At 62.7% G+C, this 19,340-nt stretch carries 16 protein-coding genes; 12 read left to right on the forward strand and 4 right to left on the reverse strand.

The window, feature by feature from the left end:
- Window positions 1-329: 329 nt before the first annotated feature.
- The 12 genes from M2397_RS09190 (at window position 330) to M2397_RS09245 (ending at window position 17,155) form a co-directional block, all read left to right on the forward strand.
- Window positions 330-683 carry a hypothetical protein gene (locus M2397_RS09190; RefSeq protein ID WP_131700584.1) on the forward strand — a complete coding sequence of 118 codons (354 nt, stop codon included), beginning with the start codon at window positions 330-332 and terminating at the stop codon, window positions 681-683.
- 211 nt (window positions 684-894) lie between these two features.
- Entirely contained in the window at window positions 895-1,077 is a 183-nt protein-coding gene (locus M2397_RS09195) for a hypothetical protein (RefSeq protein ID WP_259242704.1), read from the forward strand.
- Window positions 1,078-1,386: 309 nt separating this feature from the next.
- Complete coding sequence (locus tag M2397_RS09200) at window positions 1,387-2,346, forward strand: MoxR family ATPase (protein ID WP_003174327.1); 960 nt, start codon at window positions 1,387-1,389, stop codon at window positions 2,344-2,346.
- Window positions 2,347-2,351: 5 nt separating this feature from the next.
- Entirely contained in the window at window positions 2,352-3,284 is a 933-nt protein-coding gene (locus M2397_RS09205; RefSeq protein ID WP_131700583.1) for a DUF58 domain-containing protein, read from the forward strand.
- Window positions 3,281-3,775: a DUF4381 domain-containing protein gene (locus M2397_RS09210; RefSeq protein ID WP_131700582.1), complete on the forward strand. Its 495-nt coding sequence runs from the start codon at window positions 3,281-3,283 to the stop codon at window positions 3,773-3,775. Before M2397_RS09205 ends, M2397_RS09210 begins: the two co-directional genes overlap by 4 nt.
- A complete protein-coding gene (locus tag M2397_RS09215) occupies window positions 3,768-4,856 on the forward strand; it encodes a VWA domain-containing protein (RefSeq protein WP_145337555.1) in 1,089 nt (362 codons plus the stop codon). Before M2397_RS09210 ends, M2397_RS09215 begins: the two co-directional genes overlap by 8 nt.
- Window positions 4,853-6,592 (forward strand): tetratricopeptide repeat protein, encoded by a 1,740-nt coding sequence (locus tag M2397_RS09220; RefSeq protein WP_259242705.1) that lies wholly within the window; start codon window positions 4,853-4,855, stop codon window positions 6,590-6,592. The genes M2397_RS09215 and M2397_RS09220 overlap by 4 nt, the downstream gene beginning before the upstream one ends.
- Window positions 6,589-8,229: a BatD family protein gene (locus M2397_RS09225; RefSeq protein ID WP_131700579.1), complete on the forward strand. Its 1,641-nt coding sequence runs from the start codon at window positions 6,589-6,591 to the stop codon at window positions 8,227-8,229. The genes M2397_RS09220 and M2397_RS09225 overlap by 4 nt, the downstream gene beginning before the upstream one ends.
- Before the next feature lie 272 nt (window positions 8,230-8,501).
- Window positions 8,502-11,582, forward strand: coding sequence for a hypothetical protein (locus M2397_RS09230; RefSeq protein ID WP_259242706.1), 3,081 nt, complete (start codon window positions 8,502-8,504; stop codon window positions 11,580-11,582).
- A 106-nt stretch (window positions 11,583-11,688) separates the two neighbouring features.
- Window positions 11,689-12,930, forward strand: a complete 1,242-nt coding sequence (locus M2397_RS09235; RefSeq protein WP_259242707.1) for an exonuclease SbcCD subunit D C-terminal domain-containing protein — start codon at window positions 11,689-11,691, stop codon at window positions 12,928-12,930.
- Entirely contained in the window at window positions 12,927-16,565 is a 3,639-nt protein-coding gene (locus M2397_RS09240; RefSeq protein ID WP_259242708.1) for an AAA family ATPase, read from the forward strand. Before M2397_RS09235 ends, M2397_RS09240 begins: the two co-directional genes overlap by 4 nt.
- Window positions 16,562-17,155, forward strand: coding sequence for a glutathione S-transferase (locus M2397_RS09245; protein WP_259242709.1), 594 nt, complete (start codon window positions 16,562-16,564; stop codon window positions 17,153-17,155). Before M2397_RS09240 ends, M2397_RS09245 begins: the two co-directional genes overlap by 4 nt.
- Here M2397_RS09245 and M2397_RS09250 read toward each other — a convergent pair.
- The 4 genes from M2397_RS09250 to M2397_RS09265 form a co-directional block, all read right to left on the reverse strand.
- Window positions 17,152-17,277, reverse strand: a complete 126-nt coding sequence (locus tag M2397_RS09250) for a hypothetical protein (RefSeq protein WP_259242710.1) — start codon at window positions 17,275-17,277, stop codon at window positions 17,152-17,154. The genes M2397_RS09245 and M2397_RS09250 overlap by 4 nt on opposite strands.
- Window positions 17,278-17,448: 171 nt before the next feature.
- A complete protein-coding gene (locus tag M2397_RS09255; protein WP_145337551.1) occupies window positions 17,449-17,628 on the reverse strand; it encodes a hypothetical protein in 180 nt (59 codons plus the stop codon).
- 156 nt (window positions 17,629-17,784) lie between these two features.
- The gene (locus tag M2397_RS09260) at window positions 17,785-18,960 is read right to left on the reverse strand and encodes a lactonase family protein (RefSeq protein ID WP_131700573.1); all 1,176 of its coding nucleotides are present in this window, start codon (window positions 18,958-18,960) and stop codon (window positions 17,785-17,787) included.
- On the reverse strand, window positions 18,947-19,237 hold the full coding sequence (locus M2397_RS09265) for a DUF5629 family protein (protein WP_131700572.1): 291 nt from the start codon (window positions 19,235-19,237) through the stop codon (window positions 18,947-18,949). The genes M2397_RS09260 and M2397_RS09265 overlap by 14 nt, the downstream gene beginning before the upstream one ends.
- Window positions 19,238-19,340: the final 103 nt, after the last annotated feature.

Below are 19,340 nucleotides of genomic sequence, written 5' to 3' on the forward strand. Positions count from 1 at the left end.
CCATAAGATGCGCACCTTGCCGGGTGACGGTACGACGGGCAGGTCAGGCGCCTGGCACATGCACATCCGTTGCGCAGCTTAACGAGTGTGGGAAGCCAGCTGCTTGCGATGCTGCGACATATTCGGTCATCGGTACGCAGGGTTGGGGTTGCGTCTTGGGCAACCCGGAATTCCCGGTAGAAAAACCGGCTATTTCCCCCGCCACGAGTACCGAAAATGACTGGTATTGCCCGTCAGGTCATGCGTTGGGTCTGACACAGGAAGCAGCACAAAATTCGCCGCAATGGCACAATTGCCTACGCAACGCCCTACCCCAGACAGGATTCCCCATGCTGCAACTGAAAACCGACGCCCTGATGGCCACCCCGTGCGACGACGAAGAAGACAACATGGCCATGCTCTGCTGCCACGGCAAGAACGGCGAGATGTTCATGCTGACCCGCTACCCCGACGAAGACGAAGTGGAGCTGACCTGGGACTACGAGCCTTCGACCCTGGACGGCTTGAAAGTCACCCTGGGGGACACAACCCTGCGGGTCGAACTGGCCGCAGGCGATGCCGATGCCCTGGGTGGCAAGGACCAACTGGAGATAACCCACGCCACCGCCACGGCGGATATGGCAGAAGTGGAACAAACCCTGCAGAACATTCTCAAGGGCACCGGCACCTACATCCGCACCTGAATCGCAGTTGCGCAGCCAGCAACGACGGTGCTTGACCGTTGGTCGCCACTGTTATTTCTAACAATACCCGGCCCCGTGTTTTAAGCCTTAGCTGATCAAAGCAACGGTAACTGCACGGGTGCCTTGATGAAACCCATCAGCGAGTTTCTGGCTATTGGCCACTGCTTCATCAGCGCTGGCGGCATCCGCAGCCAACACTGATTATTCGCACTTGATCCTGCTGATCAAAGACGACGGATCCAGGTCGCGAAATCTTCAGGACCGTGTCGATCCCTCCAGCACCTTCCAGCACCACGTGCCCAACATCAAGCCGCTGATAACGCCGACCAAGACCCGCACGCAGGGGGATGTAGAAGCCCTGCGCCGGCATCGACAGGACCGCTACTACACATGATCATCAAAGCCCCTGACGCGCCTCCGGTCGGCGACTGCACCGCCCCGTGGATTGCGAGCAAGGTGTATGCCGTGGTCGGCGTCGCCGTGAGTGACGGACGCGGCGGGGTGCCCTGCCCTTGAAGCAAAGGCGGTGAGCGGGCATGCCTGCTCACCGCCATTTGTGCCTCTCACACAATTTTCCTACAAGTTTTGCTAAAAATACCCCGCGCGCCGTTAGTCGCCACCCCCTGCCATGCATTAAAGTAGGCGCCCCAGGCTGTCGTTTGTTACATGACGCACAGGCTCATCTCTCCAGGAACCGTCATCGATGGAACATCGTGAAGCGCTGCTCGCGCTGCGAACCTTTCTTTCTACGCAGATTCTCGGCCAGGAAAAACTCATCGATCGCCTGCTGATCGCCCTGCTTGCCGACGGCCATATGCTGGTGGAAGGCGCGCCGGGCCTGGCCAAGACCAAGGCGATCAAAGAGCTGGCCGAAGGCATCGAAGCGCAGTTCCATCGTATCCAGTTCACCCCCGACCTGTTGCCCGCGGACATCACCGGCACCGAGATCTATCGCCCGGAAACCGGCAGTTTCGTATTCCAGCAAGGGCCGATCTTCCACAACCTGGTGCTGGCGGACGAAATCAACCGCGCCCCGGCCAAGGTGCAATCAGCCCTGCTGGAGGCCATGGCCGAACGCCAGGTCAGCGTCGGGCGCAGTACCTACGACCTGTCTCCGCTGTTTCTGGTGATGGCCACTCAAAACCCCATCGAGCAGGAAGGCACCTACCCGCTGCCCGAAGCCCAGCTCGACCGTTTCCTGATGCACGTCAAGATCGGCTTCCCCGACGCGGCCGTCGAACGGCGCATCCTGCAACAGGCGCGTGGCGAAGCCCTCAACGGTGAAACCAAGCCCGAGCGCCGGGTCAGCCAGCAGGCGATCTTTGCCGCGCGCAAGGAAATCCTCGGCCTGTACATGGCCGATGCGGTGGAGGAATACCTGGTGCAACTGGTCATGGCCACGCGCACCCCGGCCAAGTTCGACCCGGAAATGGCCGAGTGGATCGCCTACGGTGCCAGCCCGCGTGGCTCCATCGCCCTGGACCGCTGCGCACGCGCCCATGCCTGGCTGGCCGGCCGCGACTTCGTCAGCCCGGAGGATATCCAGGCGGTGCTGTTCGACGTACTGCGCCATCGCATCATCCTGTCGTTCGAAGCCGAAGCGGCCGGGATTGACCAGGACCGTGTGGTGCAACGCATTCTCGACGTCGTTGCCGTCGCTTGAAGTCGATGAACGCCAGCGATGGGGTGCGCGTCACGCTCAGCGAACTGATCGAGATGCGCCACCGCGTGCGCGAAGTGCAGCTGTTTTCCACGCCAAGCCAGCGCAGCCCGCTGATCGGCCTGCACCACTCCAAGTTGCGCGGGCGCGGTGTCGACTTCGACCAGGTGCGCGTGTACCAGGCCGGCGACGATGTGCGCACCATCGACTGGCGCGTCACCGCGCGTACACAGGAGCCGCACACCAAGCTGTTCCACGAAGAGCGCGAACGGCCGATCTTCATTATGGTGGAGCAAAGCTGCCGGCTGTTTTTCGGCTCGGGGCAGATGTTCAAGTCAGTACTCGCCGCTCAAGCCGCCAGCCTGATCGGCTGGGCGGCCCTGGGCCACAACGACCGCGTCGGCGGGCTGGTGTTCGGCGACAACGAGCACTACGAAATCAAGCCGCGACGCAGCAAGCAGAGCCTGCTGCAATTGCTCAACCGTTTGGTGCGCGTCAACCAGAGCCTGGACACCGAAAGCCGCCCGGAGGCCGACGCCCTGGGCATGGCCCTGCGCCGTGGCCGCGAAGTGCTGCGTCCCGGCAGCCTGGTGATTGTGATCTGCGACGAGCGCGCCCTCACCGAAGGTGCCGAGCAACAATTGAGCCTGCTGTCACGCCATTGCGACTTGCTGCTGTTGCCGATCTCCGACCCACTGGACCACGCCCTGCCCGCCGCCGGGCTGCTGCGCTTTGCCGAACGGGGCGCGCAGCTGGAACTGGACACCCTGAACTTCGACTTGCGCCAGGCCTACAAGGCCCAGGCCGAAGCGCGCATCGCCCGCTGGGAACTGCTCGCGCAGAAACTGCGAATCCTGCTGATGCCCCTGAGCACCCAGAGCGAAATGGTCGAACAACTGCGCGAATACCTCAACCCGCAACGCCCGGTTAAAAAGCAATGAGCAGCCTCGACCAACTGCAACCGCTGATCGCCCCGCCGCCCATTGGCTTCTGGCCCCCTGCGCCGGGCTGGTGGTTGCTGTTGCTGATGATCCCGCTGCTGGGCTGGGGCCTATGGTCGCTGCGCCGTTTGCTGCCGACTCGACGCCCCATGACCCGTGCCGAACAACCGCTGGACCCTTTGCGCATCGCCGCGCTGGCCGAGCTGGCATTGATGCCCAAGCCTTACGACGGCGCCCCCGCCGGGGCCTGGCTGCAACAGCTCAACGGCTTGCTCAAGCGCCTGTGCCGCAACGACTACCCCTATAGCCAAAGCCATACCCTCAACGGCCGCAAATGGCTGGCATTCCTCGACAACCGCTGCCCGGCCGCCGGCCTCACGCGCTGGATGGTATTGGTCGAAGGCGCCTATAAACCCGAATGCAAGCTCGACGACAAAGCTATCGCCGGCCTGACCCAAGCCGTCGATACCTGGATTCGCAAACATGTTTGAGTTCGCCTGGCCGTGGATCTTCGCCCTGTTGCCGCTCCCCTGGTTGATGCGTTTTATCCTCCCGGCGGCCGACAGCGGCGAGCCGGCGCTGAAAGTCAGCTACCTCGGCGACCTCGAAAACCTTGCGGGCCGCCGTGCACGGGTCAACCTGCCGGGCTGGCGCCAACAGGCGCCCTTCGTGGTGCTGTGGCTGCTGCTGTTGACCGCCGCTGCGCGCCCGGAATGGCTCGGCGAACCGCTGCCGATTGCCGCCAGCGGCCGCGACTTGCTGGTGGCGGTGGACGTGTCCGGCTCCATGGACTTTCCCGATATGCACTGGCAGGGCGAAGACGTGAGTCGCCTGAACCTGGTCAAGCATCTGCTCGGCGACTTCCTTGAAGGCCGCGAAGGCGACCGCGTGGGCCTGATCCTGTTCGGCAGCCAGGCCTACCTGCAAGCGCCACTGACCTTCGACCGGCGCACCGTGCGCACTTGGCTGGATGAAGCGCGCATCGGCATCGCCGGCAAGAACACCGCCATTGGCGATGCCATAGGCCTGGCGCTGAAACGCCTGCGCCAGCGGCCTGCGCAAAGCCGTGTACTGGTGCTGGTCACCGATGGCGCCAACAACGCCGGGCAGATCGACCCGCTGACCGCCGCGCGCCTGGCGGCCGAAGAAGGGGTGAAGATCTACCCCATCGGCATCGGCGCCGACCCTGAACAAACCGGTTCCCTGGGTATCCTGGGCGTCAACCCGAGCCTGGATCTCGACGAGCCGGCACTCAAGGCCATCGCTGAAGCCACCGCAGGCCAATACTTCCGTGCCCGCGATGGCCAAGAGCTGGAAGCGATCAAGCAAACATTGGACAAGCTTGAGCCCGTCGAACAGCAACCCACCCAGGCACGCCCGGCGCAGGCGCTGTACAGCGGACCGTTGGCCCTGGCGCTGATCCTGAGCATGTTGCTGGTGATCCAGGAACGCTGGCCGAACAACGCACTGCAACGCGCGTACAACAAACTGTCGAGCAAGGGGATCTTCCTGCAACAGCATCCGGAATGGCGCCAGCGTCTTAAACGCCTGCGTTTGCGGAGGCGTCGATGATCGCCCTGTGGCCGCACTGGTTCCGCCCCTGGTGGCTGTTGCTGCTGCCGCTGCTCGGCTGGTTGCTGTGGCAACTGTGGCACCGGCAGAAGCGCGCCGGACGCTGGCAGATGATCCTGCCGCCGGCCTTTCACGCCGTGCTGCTCAGCGGCGGCAACGGGCGCGAAAGCAAGTCGCCGTGGGTGTTGCTGGGCCTCGCTTGGCTGCTGGCCGTGCTGGCGTTGCTGGGTCCCAGTTGGCAACGGGTTGAACAAACCAGCCAGAAGCCCTCCGACCCATTGGTGGTGCTGCTCGAGCTGACCCCGGAAATGCTCGCCACCGACAGCCCGCCCAACCGCCTCGAACAGGCACGGCGCAAGCTCTTCGACTTGTTGCAGGCGCGCAGCGACGCGCAAACCGCCATCGTCGTGTATGCCGGTAGCGCCCACACCCTCGTGCCGCTGTCGGACGACCTGGCCACCAGCCGCAACCTGCTCGACGCCCTGCGCCCCTCGATCATGCCGGAGTTCGGCCACCGCGCCGACCTCGCCGTGGAGAAAGCCCTGGAGCTGCTCAAGCACGGCGGTCTGGGTCAGGGTCGCATGCTGCTGGTCGGCTCTTCGTTGTCAAAACAGGAACGCCAGGGCATTCGCCTGCTGCTGCAAGGCAACCAGGCGCCGAGCCTGTCGATCCTGGGCATCGGCAGTCGTGAAGGCACACCGGTGACCCAGGAAAGCGGTGAATTCCTCAAGGACGAGCAAGGCGCGATCCTGGTACCCCGCCTCGACAGCCCGACACTCAAGGCCTTCGCCAGCGAAATGGGCGGCCGTTACCGCGCCGCGCGCCTGGACGATAAAGACCTGCGCCAGCTCGGCGTGCTGGACCCGCCCCAAGCCCTGCGCAACGATGGCCAGTTGCAGCACCTCGACACCTGGGCCGACCAGGGTTACTGGCTGCTGCTGCCGCTGTTGCTGCTGGCCGCCTGCGCCGGGCGGCGCGGCTGGTTGTTCTTTTTACCACTGCTGCTCCTGGGCGCGCCGCAACCCAGCTATGCCTTTGAATTCCAGGATTTGTGGCTGCGTGCGGACCAGCAAGGCCAATACCTGCTCAAGAAGAAACGCCCCGCCGAGGCCGCAGAGCACTTCCAGGACCCGCAGTGGCAAGGCGTCGCCCTGTATGAGGCCGGCAACTATGCCGAGGCCATCAAACGGTTCGCCGAGGGCAATGACGCCTATTCCCACTACAATCGCGGCAACGCCCTGGCCAAGTCAGGTGAACTCGAAGCGGCCATCGACGCCTACGAACAAGCCCTGGAAGCCCAGCCCGACCTGCAACCGGCGCTGAAAAACAAGGCCCTGGTAGAAGCGCTGATCCAGGAACAGGCAGAACCCGAGCCTGAGAAGCCTGCAAAAAACGAGGATGACGAAACCACCCAACCCGGCCAAACTGCGCAACCGGGCGCCACTGGGCAAAATGCCACAGGTGGCGAGCAGTCGTCCCAGGGCCAGGGCGAAGCCGGCAGCGGCGATACCCAGGCCGGCACCCCGCCGCACGCCGGCGGCAACGACGTGCCGGGCAGCGAGTTGGGCGATGAGCAAACCACCACCCCGCCGCTGCGTCCCACCGACGCCAACCTCGACGGTGAACACCGCCAGGCCCTGGAGCAATGGCTGCAGGAGATCCCGGACAACCCCGGCGAACTGCTGCGACGCAAATTCTGGTACGAACAGCAACAGCATCAGGACAAGACTCGATGAGCCGCCGCACCACCCTTCTGCTTCTGCTCGCGTTGTCGGCAGGCCACGCCCAGGCGGCCAGCCTGGTCGCCAGCGTCGACCGCAACCGCCTCAATTCCGGGGAAACGGTGGAACTGACGGTGGAATCCACCGATGTCACCCAGTTCGGCAAGCCCGACCTGTCGCCCCTGGATGCGCAGTTCGAAGTCAGCGGCACACGCCAGCTCAACCAACTTACGACGCTGGGTGGCGATAACCATGCGACCACACGCTGGATCATTACCCTGCTGCCCAAGGAAAACGGCACGGTGGTGATTCCGCCGTTGCAAGTGGGCGAATACACGACCCAGCCGATCAGCCTGCAAGTGCTGGAAACCACCAGCCAGGACACCAACGCCGAGCTGGCCCCGGTGTTTGTCGAAGCCAACCTCGACCAGACCAGCGTGTACGTGCAGGCCCAGGCGCTGTTGACCGTGCGCGTGTACCACTCGGTGTCGCTGTACGACGACAGCAGCCTCACGCCGCTACAGATTCCCGATGCGCGCGTGGAGCAGTTGGGCGAGTCGCGCACCTATGAAAAGGTCATCAACAGCATCCGCCATGGCGTGATCGAAACCCGCTACGCGATCTACCCGCAACACAGCGGCACCCTGGAGATTCCCTCGCAGACCTTCAGCGCCACCCTGGTGGAGTCGCGTCCGCCCCAGGAAAATACGCTGCAAGGCACCAAGCCCGGCAAACTGATCCACGTGAGTTCGGCGGCGCTGCCACTGGTGGTCAAGCCCAAGCCGGCGCTGTACCCCGTCGATGCCCCATGGTTGCCGGCCCGCAGCCTCACCTTGAACGAGAGCTGGAACCCGGAGCCTGAGCATGTACAAGTCGGCGACTCCCTGACCCGCAGCCTGACCGTCAAGGCCGAGGGCCTGTCCAGCGCCCAACTGCCGGCCTTGCCCAGCACCGACATCAACGGCCTGCGCCGCTACCCGGACCAGCCGGTGCTCGGTAACCAGACCAGTGACCGTGGCCTGATCGGCAGTCGCGAAGACCGCGAGGCCCTGGTGCCCAACCGTGTCGGCGCCCTGGAACTGCCCGCCGTCGAGGTGGTGTGGTGGAACACCCACGAAGACCACCTGGAGCGCACCAGCCTACCGGCCCGCACCCTGCAAGTGGCCAACAACCCCAGCCTGGCGGTGGACACGCCGGCCACCCCGACCATCATCACCGCGCCGGACGACAGCCGCCTGTGGTTGTGGCAACTCAGCACACTGATCCTGGCCTGCACCACCCTGCTGGGCTTCGGCCTGTGGTGGCGTGCCCGCTGGCAACCGGCGGTGTTGCGCGCTGCGCAAACCGGCCCGAGCCCACGCACCTTGCTCGACGACCTCAAGCGCGCCACCCAGGCCAACGACCCCCAGGCCACGCGCCAGGCGCTGGATGCCTGGGCGCGGCAACAGCCGGAAACCCTGGCGGATATGGCAGCGCGGTTTGTGCCGTTGTCGGATGCGTTGGATGGGCTCAATGGCGCGCTGTACAGCGAGAGTGGCCAGTACTGGCTGGGCGAAGACCTGTGGCGCGCGATCAAGGCCATCCCGATGACCGAGCGTGAGCTGGACCCGGCAACCGATACCACCAGCCTGCCGCCGCTGTACCCCAAATAAGCTGGATTCAGCCCACGCCACGCAACCCCGTGGGAGCGGGCTTGCCCACGAAGACGGTCTGTCAGTAAAAAATCTGCTGCATGTTGATGTGCGTCGCCCCGTGCCTGCGTGCGGGCATCGACAGACGTCTTCCATTAATGACTGCCCACTCGTCGCTACTGTTAACTCTGACAGGTGCTGAATCGCATCTATTTGACGCTAAATCCTGTGTACGACCTGCCGCGCGTCACTCGCCGGTACGGGTCATTTCGCTACTCACAGGACGCCTGATCATGGATCAAGAACAGCTCTCCAACCCGCGGCTGCCTGCCGTACGCTCGCCCTTACATCCTGAACCTGGGTCTGACGACTTTTTCGACCTGACCACCCCCGAATACCATGCCCCCGTGCCGTTTTCCGAGCTCCCACTCTACATCCCCGGCATGACCACGCCTGTGGTCGGCTTCGACGGAGGGATCAATTTGGCCGCCCTGGACAACCATCGCGACGAGGGTCTGCTGTGCATCCTGTTGCCCTATCTGGACATGACGCAACTGGATTTCATCGAGCTGTTCTACCGCGATGTCATCACGCCCGTAGCGACTCACACGGTGACCAAGGAACAAGCCGACAAGGGCATTCAGATCCCGTTGTACATCCCCCGTACACGGTTTACAGACGGCCCCGTGGAACCGGTTTTTTTCCGGGTTACGCGAGTGCTTGGCGGAACGGAGGAGACTCGCCGCTTCAGGCTCAAAATCGACACTGTAGCGCCTGCCGGGCCGGATCCGATACCTAGCGAACCGTGGCATTCCAACCTTGGCGCGCCCGAGCCGGATACCGACTTCGTCGATGAAACAGCAGCCGGTCTGGGGGTGAAGGTGACAATTCCCTTCTACCCCCTCGACATCAACAGGCCCGCCAACACCCACCGCACGGTGCGGGACCGCATTCGCCTGAGCATTGGCGGATTTATCCTCAACCACCGGATCACCGAAGGCGAGGCGGCCGGCCGCGAGCCGATTGTAATCTGGGTGTATGCGGGCACCTGGGCGCAGATCGGCAGCGGCTCACACGTCTGCGAGTACGAAGTCGTCGATGAGGTGGGTAACTATTCCCCAGGCTGGTCACCGGCGGTGCTGATCGAGGTCGAGCTGGATGATGGCGCCGAACCGCTGCTGCCTGAGTGCTACATCTACGAAGCACCTGCGGACGTCCTTGATGTGGACGAGCAGATGGGGGCAGACGCCACCATCGAAGTCTCCGTTCATCGCTTTGACTATGTGGTCGGCGATCTGATTCGGGTCAGGGCTATTGGCCGCAATGCGCAGGGGGCGAGCGTCACCACCTACTACGAACACCGCGTCACCGTCACCGGGCGCAATGCCCGCATCCCCTTCCCGTTCGAGGATTTTGCGCCACTGGTGGGCGGGCGTGTGCAATTGTCCTATGAGCGCATACGCGCTGGCGTTCCAAACCGGCGCTCGCACACGACTATCGTGCAGGTCACCGGCACACCGATCAACATCAGCTTGCCAGCACCTCGCGTGGATGAGGCGCCGGACGGCGTCACCCTGCCGCCGGAATCGGCATATGTCACCGTGAGAATTGACGAATACACAGGCCAGGATCCTTTCGACCTGGTCACTCTGTTCCTGGTTGGCGTGTATGCCAACGGTTCGCGGTATTACCGCGAGGTTTACAAAGCGGCCGGCGAAGGGCCTATCACCTTCCGGTTGGCGAACGGGGTCAACGGCGATATCGCCAAACTCGAAGGCGGTACCCTCAGGCTTTCTTATACCGCCACTAACGCCCAAGGAACTCGTCCCTCGCAGGATCTGCTGCTCGATGTCGGATTACCCCAGGCTTCGTTGCCTGAACCATTCGTGGAACAGGCACCGCCCCCCGAGTATGTGTTCGATCCAGACCAGTCGAGCGGTGACGCACACATCCTGGTCCGGGCACACACCGATATACAAGAAGATGACATCATCACCTTGTACTTCGAAGGTAGCGCCAGCGGCGGCAGTGCGCCCCCCATCATCTTCCAGGTATTGCCGCACTGGGTTGGCCGCGATCTGCCATTTAACGTCCAGCGCCAGTATGTTCTGGCCAATCTCAACGGATCGGCGCGCATTTACTACACCCTCACCCGTCCGGGTGCGCGCACGCGATTATCCCATGCCGTCGTGATGAAAGTCGGTGCCATGCTGACCTTGGATGTACCTGAAGTGCTGGAGGCCACGAAGACAGGCCCGACGAGTGCGCAGATGAATCCGTTGCATATCGATCAAGCGGCGGTATTCACCATCCGCGTGAGGTATGCGCCGATGCTTTATACCGATGACATCACCGCCTTCCTGTTCGGCAAGCCCGGTTTCGCGATACCGGCCATCAAACCGAAGCCCGGCGACCCGTCCTTGGGGTATGTTGATTTCTATGCCTCCGGCAGGAATATCGCGGCTCATCTGGGGCAGGTACTCAGAGTGGGCTATAGCGTCCACCGCCAGGGTGCCCTCACAAACTCCGAGATACTGGACTTGCGGGTACTGGCGTTTGATGAGCTGACGCCCAATCCACTTCCCTTTCCAAGGATCAACGACATCGCCCCCGGCGGAACGCTGAACCTCAACACCATTGCCGGCGATGCGACCGCCGCCGTGGCCAAGTGGCCCCTGAGTGCGGCGGGCGATTGGGTGTGGCTGACCTGCAGCAGCGCAGGCGTAGATGACTTGAACCTGTTGACGGCGCACCCGCTTACCTCAGCGGAGGCGGCGAATGGGTTGCACAACCTGCCAGTACCGCGCAGTTGGCTGGAGTCGATCCCCAACAACAGTCCCATCCATGTGAAGTTCCAGGCAACGTTCGATGGCACCCTGGATGCCGAGAGCATCGTCACCTTTCCGATCACGACATACACCGTTGTGCAGCGGAGCAAGCTGTCGATGGAATGGCCTTTCACTACCGGCAGCTGGCACGGCTGGAGCCCAGATGGACAATACAGAGACACAAACAACATCGCCAATGAAGGCGTAGGGCTTGGGATTGGCTCGTATACCGACGGGCCTTACAACTTTTCCGGGCCGGTCATCGCGTATACAGTCCAGGTACAAGCCAACAAGACCTATGACTTGAGCTTTTCACTGCGCGCCATACGAGCCACGGGCGCAAACGCAACCAATATCTATCTCACCGTCAGTGGCAGCGCTATCGGCTCAGCCGTGAACACACAAAGACAGACGATCTGGCGCACCGGCACTGGTGTCTATACCGCGCCGGTCACAGGGTCGGTAAAGCTTGGTCTACACAACACGATCTCCAGTGGCGACGGGAATGACTTCTACATCGGGCATGTCACGATGAAGGAACGGTAACTAACTGAAACAACTGATCGTTCCCACCTCGCCCGGGAACGATCAGCCCTCTCCTCCAGGTTTACAGGTAAACTCCCCCCTTTTCAGCTTCCCCACGGAGTTCGCCTTGCGTCTGTTCCACACCTCCGACTGGCACCTTGGCCAAAACCTCCACGGCCAGGAACGCGACTTCGAACACGCCTGCTTCCTCGAGTGGTTGCTGCGCCAGATCGCGGCCCAGCATCCCGATGTGCTGTTGATCGCCGGCGACATCTTCGACACCGTCAACCCGCCGCTCAAGGCCCAGGAGCGGCTGTATGACTTCATCATCAGCGCCCACGAACAAAACCCGAAACTGACCATTGTGATGATTGCCGGCAACCACGACTCCGGCTCGCGGATCGAACTGCCCGCGCCGTTGATGCGGCGCCTGCGCACCCATGCGCTGGGCCGCGTGCTATGGCTGGACGACGGCCAGCTGGACGCCGAACGCCTGCTGATCCCCCTGCCGGATGCCAAGGGCAAAGTCGCCGCGTGGTGCCTGGCGCTGCCGTTCCTGCGCCCGGCGGAAGTTACCGGTGCGCACCTGGGCGATGATTACCTGCACGGGATTGGCCAGGTGCATGAATGGTTGATCGCCGCGGCTAACGCCAAGCGTAAAAAAGGCCAGGCGCTGATTGCCATCAGCCATGCGCACATGGCCGGTGGCTCAGTTTCGGAAGACTCCGAGCGCAGCCTGATCATCGGCAATGCCGAGGCGCTGCCGGCCAAACTGTTCGACAAAAGTATCGGCTATGTTGCCCTCGGCCATTTGCACAAGCCGCAAAAGGTCAATGGCGAAGAGCGCATTCGCTACAGCGGTTCGCCGATTCCGCTGTCGTTTTCCGAAATTGGCTATAAGCACCAGATTCTCGACGTGACGTTCCAGGGCGAACGATTGGTCAGCGTCGAACCGCTGCTGATTCCCCGTTCGGTCAACCTGCAACGCTTGGAAGCCGCGCCCCTGGCCGACATCCTCAAGGCCCTGGCGGACTTGCCCGATATCGACCTGCTCGCCGAAACCCAGCGCCACCCCTGGCTGGAAGTGCGCGTGCGCCTCGACGAGCCGCAACCGGACCTGCGCCAACAGATCGAAACCGCCCTGCAAGGCAAGGCGGTGCGCCTGGTGCGCATCGCTGCCGAGTACGCCGGCAAACGTGGCAGCGAAACCACCGATGATGAGCGCCTGATCGAACTCGACCAGCTCACGCCCCAGGAGCTGTTCAGCCGCGCCTGGCAGGACAGCTACGGCAGTGAAGTGGATGAACAGACCTTGAAGGATTTCGCCGTGCTGCTCCAGGAAGTGCAACAGGCAGGTGAACAGCCATGAAGATCCTCGCCATCCGCCTGAAAAACCTCGCGTCCCTGGCCGGGCCGTTCGAGATCGACTTTACCGCAGAGCCCCTGGCCAGCGCCGGACTGTTCGCCATTACCGGGCCGACCGGCGCCGGTAAAAGTACCCTGCTGGATGCCCTGTGCCTGGCGCTGTTTGGCGCCGTGCCACGCCTGGGCGATACCGGCCAGGCCAAGATGCCGGATGCCGACAGCGATATTTCCATCGGCGACCCACGCACCCTGATCCGTCGCGGCACTGGTGGCGGTTATGCCGAAGTTGACTTTGTCGGAGTCAGCGGCCGTCGCTACCGTGCGCGCTGGGAAGCCAATCGCGCCCGCGACAAGGCCAGCGGCAAGTTGCAGAACAGTCGGCAAAGCCTGATCGACCTGGACAGCGACCAACTGCTGGCCAGCCAGAAGACCGAATACAAGACCCAGCTGGAATTGGCCCTGGGCCTGAACTTCGAGCAGTTCACCCGCGCCGTGCTGCTGGCCCAGAGTGAGTTCAGCGCCTTCCTCAAGGCCAATGACAACGAACGCAGCGAACTGCTGGAAAAGCTCACCGACACCGCGCTGTACACCCAGCTCGGCCGCCGCGCGTTCGATAAGGCCAAGGAGGCCAAAGACGCGCACAAACACTTGCAGGACCAGGCCACCGGCGTGGTGCCCCTGGCCCCTGAAGCGCGCGCCGAACTGGACGAGCAATTCGACGCGGCCCAGCAACAGCTCAAGACCCAGCAGGCGCAGCTCAAGCAGCTGGAATTGCAGCACACCTGGCTCAAGGAACTGCGCGAATGGCAGGACCGCCAGCGCAGTGCCACCGAACAGTTGCAGCGCGCGCAAGCGGAGTGGGACAGCCAGGGGGCACAGCGCCAAGACCTGAACCGCCTGGACCAACTGGCGCCGCAACGACATCAGTTTGCGCGCCTGGCAGAACTCGACACCTTGCTCACGCCGCTGGCTACACAAATTCAGGCGCATATCGAGCAACAGGCCGAGTTGCAGACTCGTCAGGAACAGGCCCTGCAACAGCAGGCCTCAGCCCAAGCCGCGTTGGCCGAGGCCGTGAACCAACAGACCGACGCCGCCCCGCTGCTGCACCAGGCCTTCGCCGAACAGAACACCCTCGCCCACTTGACCAAGGACCTGGCCAAGCGCAGCGAGGATAAGCAGCAACACGAAGCCGCCTGCGCCGAAGGCCAGACGCTGCTCCAAGGCTTACAGGCCAAGCACACCCACGTTGCCGAACGCCTGCAACGCCTGGCCGCCGAACTTGAACGCAGCAGCGCCCTCGCCCCGCTCAGCGAGGCTTGGAACGCCTACCGTGATCGCCTGCAACAACTGATGCTGATCGGTAATCGCCTGAAGAAAGGCCAGGCCGAACTGCCGCAACTGGAACAACGTGCCACGACCGCCGCGGAAAAATTCGCCCAACAACGTGACGCGCTGGACCTGCTGTACCAGGAAGCCGGTGCCGAGCCGCACGCCGTGGCCGAGCAGGTCCAGCTGCTGGCCAGCCTGCTGCAAGACAATCGCAAGCAGCAACGCGCCTTCGAAGACCTGACTCGCCTGTGGGACAGCCAGCAGCAGTTGGACCAGCAAGCCGCTGCCGTCGCGCAAAAGCTCGTCGATGCCGCGCAGCAGCGCGAACAACTGAACCAGACCGGCCTGCAAACCAAAGCCGAACTTACCGTCGCCGAACAGACCCTGGCGGTGACCAAGCAGGTGCTGGAACGCCAGCGCCTGGCGCGCAGCGCCAGCGTCGAGGAACTGCGCGAGCAATTGCAGGACGGCCAGCCCTGCCCGGTGTGCGGCAGCCATGAACATCCTTACCACCAGCCCGAAGCTCTGCTGCACAGCCTTGGACGCCACGACGACCAGGAAGAAGCAGCGGCGCAGAATACCGTTGATACCCTCAAGGAAAAACTCACCGAGTTGCGCGGCGAAGTCGGTGGCTTGATTGCCCAACAGAAGGAGTTCCTGCAACAACAGGAGCAACTGGCCACCCAGCAGCAAGCGCTCAAACCCAGCCTGGACGCCCATCCGCTGGCGGCCTCGCTGTTCAACCAAGACCAAAGCAAACGCAGCCATTGGTTGGCCCAGCAACTCAGCCAACTGACCCAAAGCATCACCCAGGACGAACAACGCCAGGGCGCCCTGCTCAACCTGCAGCAAAACGCCGGGCGCTTGCAGCAGCAACTGCAAGCCGCCCAGGACGCGAGCCAGCAGGCGCGCCAATTGCTGGTGGACCAGCAGCGCGAGCTGTCCAACGACCGTGAACGTCTCGACGAAGAAATCACCGCCTTTGCCCACCTGTTGCCCGCCGACACACTGGAAGGCTTGCGCAGCGACCCGGCCGCGACCTTTATGCAGTTGGACCAGCAGGTCAGCCAACGCCTTGAACAGCTGGGTCACCAGAAGGATGAGCTCGCCGAGCAGCAGGAACGCCAGCAGGCCATCGAGAAAGAGCACACCCATCAGCTGCATCGCCAACAGCAACTCGACGCCCTGAACCAGCAATTTACCGAACTGGCAGCGCAGCAACAGGCCGCCCAGGAAAAACTCAGTGCCTTGCTGGGCGAGCACGCCAGCGCCGAACACTGGCAGCAGCAGTTGGAACAGGCCGTGGTGCAGTCACGCCAGCGCGAGGCCGACGCCAACCTACAGTTGCAGGACATCCGCAACCAGCTGATCCAACTGGCCGCCGACCTCAAGGCCCACCAGGAGCGCCAGCAATCCTTCGAAGCCGAACAGCACACCCTCGAGGCCCGTACCAACGAATGGCGCGCCCTGCACCCCGAACTGGATGACGAGGGCCTGGCGCGTCTGCTGGCTTTCGATGACGCGCACATCAGCGCGCTGCGCCAGCATCTGCACAGCAGCGAAAAAGCCGTCGAGCAAGCCAAGGTGTTGCTGCAAGAGCGCGAACAACGCCTCGCCGAACACCAGGCCCTGCACAACGGCAACCTGGACGCCGAACAACTCGATGGCGCCCTGGCCGCGCTCAATCAACAATTGGCCGAGGGCGAGAAACACTGCGCCGAACTGCGCGCGCGCCAGTCCGAAGACCAGCGTCGCCAGGACGCCAACAGTGCCCTGGCCGAGCAAATCACCAAGGCCTATGAAGAGTGGCAACGCTGGGCGCGCCTGAACGCGCTGATCGGCTCAGCCAGCGGCGACACCTTCCGCAAGATCGCCCAGGCCTACAACCTCGACCTGCTGGTGCACCACGCCAACGTGCAGCTGCGCCAACTGGTGCGCCGCTACCGCCTCAAGCGCGGCGGCAGCATGTTGGGCCTGCTGGTGATGGACACGGAAATGGGCGATGAACTGCGCTCGGTGCACTCGTTGTCCGGCGGCGAGACGTTCCTGGTGTCCCTGGCGCTGGCGTTGGGTCTGGCGTCGATGGCCTCAAGCACGTTGAAGATCGAGTCGCTGTTTATCGACGAAGGCTTCGGCAGCCTCGACCCCGAGTCCCTGCAATTGGCGATGGACGCCCTCGACGGGTTGCAGGCCCAGGGGCGCAAAGTGGCAGTGATCTCCCACGTGCAGGAAATGCACGAACGCATCCCGGTACAGATCCAGGTCAAGCGCCAGGGCAATGGCTTGAGCACCCTGGAGGTCAAGTGAGCGAGGCGCTGATGTATTCGTTCCGGCGCTGCCCCTATGCCATGCGCGCACGCCTGGCGCTGCGCTACTCGGGGGTGGCGGTGCGGATTGTCGAGGTGAGCCTCAAGGCCAAGCCGGCCGAGATGCTGGCGCTGTCGCCCAAAGGCACGGTGCCGGTGCTGGTGGTGGATGGCGAAGTGATCGACGAGAGCCTGGCGATCATGCGGTGGGCCTTGGCCCGGCACGACCCGGATAACTGGTTATTGCAGGGAGATCCGGCGGTACTTGAGCTGATCGCCGAGAACGATTCAACCTTCAAACATCACTTGAATCGATACAAGTACGCCGAACGCTACCCCGAGCAGCCGATGGAACACTATCGAGCCGAAGGCGAGGTGTTCTTGCAGAAGCTTGAGGGGTTGCTGGCCCAACACGCCTATCTGCTGGCCGACCACCCTAGCCTGGCGGACATGGCTCTTGCGCCGTTTATACGGCAGTTTGCCCACGTGGACCGCGAATGGTTTGCCGGTACGCCGTTCAAAGCGTTGCAACGCTGGTTGGAAGACTTCCTGCAATCCCCCCTGTTTATCGGCGTGATGGCGAAGGCTTAGCCTTCGATCAGGCTCAACAACCGCTCGCGGGCGATCTCCGGCTCGCCGTCCGACAACTGCACGGATGACAGGATCGGGGTGGAATAAAGGGCGAGGATAAGTGCGGCGAGTCGAAGTGCCATGCTGTCGATTCCATGAAAGAGGGCGTCAATATTTAAGCGTCAATTTAAACACATGGCAATACGCCACTACCTCATTTTTTTCTTTGACAGATACACAAACGCCAAACCACTCGAACGCGCGCTTACGTTCCAGTGGTTTGGCGTCTGCTTGTGTGCAGGGTCAATCAGCGCTCATTGCTGGGTCTTGTGATCCAGGGCGGCGTAGAAGTTGGCGCTTTGTTGCAGGTATTTCTGGGTGTAGGCACTGGTGCTGGATTTTGTGCCGGTGACTTCCACGCTGGCAGCGGCAGGCAGGGCCACGGTGGCGGAAACGGCGGAGGCGGCGATGACGGAGAAGAGATTCAAGTTCATGTCGGTAACCCTTGTATTCGTTTGGTTGGGTGGCCGGGGAAGGCCTTGGAACCCAACTTACGCCCGAGGGTTGAACCTTAGAAATGCTTTGAAACAGTAGCCGCTATTAATACAATTAATACTAAGGGTCAGGCCCCGCACTGCGAGGCCTGTGGCTTATTGACGCACCAGGAACTTGAGGTCGCTGGGGGCATCGATCGGCAATTTCTGCACGGTTTTACCCAGCAGGCCGGTCTTGGGGTCACGCTCGACCACCACGATTTCGTTGCTCTTCTGGTTGGCGATCAGCAGGAACTTGCCGCTCGGATCGAGGCTGAACTCCCTCGGGTGGTCGCCTTCGACGCTGCGGCGCTGCAGCTCCTTGAGGTGGGCGGTTGCCGGGTCCACGCCAAATACGATGATCTGGTTGGCGGTGCCGCGATTGCTCACGTAGAGGAACTTGCCATCGCTGGAGGCGTGCAGTGCGGCGCCGGCCTTGTCGGACACCGGTTGCCCGGCGGCGTAGTCGACCAATTGGGTCTGGCGAAGCGTGCCGTCGGCGTAATCAAACACCGCGACCTGGGCGCTCATCTCGGTGGTCAGCCAGGCATGCTTGCCATCGGCGCTGAACAGCAGGTGGCGCGGGCCGCTGCCCGGTGGCAAGGGCACCGATGCCGGGTTGGCAGGGGTCAGCGGCAGTTCGTGATTGGCCTTGGGGTCGTAGCGGTAGGCGAAGACCTTGTCCGCGCCCAGGTCCTGCACAAACACGTACTTGCCATCCGGCGACGACACCACCGAATGCACATGGTTGGAGGCCTGGCGCTCGGGATTGACGCGACTGGCCGGGTGCCCGCTCAACTGCACCGGGGCCGACAGCTTGCCGGCAGCGTCCACCGGCAGGATTGCCAGGCTGCCGCCCGGATCTTCCACCACCGAATAATTGGCGACGAACAGGTAACGCCCATCCGCGGCGACGCTGGAATGGGTCGGCTCATTGCCCAGGCTCTGCACCTGGTTGATCAGGGTGAGCTGATGACTCTTCGGGTCGATGCTGTAGCTGCTCACGCGACCGACCGGGTCTTGCTGGCCAGGGCCGTTCTCATTGACCACAAACAGATGCTTCTGGTCTTTCGAGACCGTCAGCCACGACGGGTTGGCGGCCTTCGCGGCCAGTACCGGCTTGCCTTGGAACTGACCGGTGCGGCTGTCGAATTGCAGGCGATAAATGCCTTCGCTGGAGCCGGCGGTGTAGCTGCCCACCAACAACTCATAGGTGTCAGCCGGTGCAGCCTGCACCGACATCGCGCCCACACTGCCGGCCATCAGCAGCGGCCAGAATTTACGCATCATCATGCTCGTCTTCCTCGTCGTTATTGTTGCCGGTGAAGGCGGCCATGCACACCAGGCGGTGCTCGCCCGAATCACCGGTGAGGGTCCAGCTTTGCAAGGCGTCATCAAAGGTCGCAGCCTCTATTTGCGCCAGGCTGAACGTCCAGCGTTTCTCGGCCCGACCGTCCATGCTCTTGATCAGCAGCTGTTGATCGTCGAGCGTGAAATCAAAGGCGTGCAGCCCATCGATTTCGAGCATGTCGCTGGTTTGGAGTTCAGTAAGCAGGGAGGCGGCAGTCATCAGGTTCATTCATCGCTGGAAAAAACGCTGATGATAGGCCAATCCGGCGATGCCGTCGTGCCGCGATAGCGGGCTACCGCACCGCGGCGGCCGGCGCTTGCCA

It is taken from the genome of Pseudomonas sp. BIGb0381, from assembly GCF_024809815.1.
Lineage (GTDB): Bacteria > Pseudomonadota > Gammaproteobacteria > Pseudomonadales > Pseudomonadaceae > Aquipseudomonas.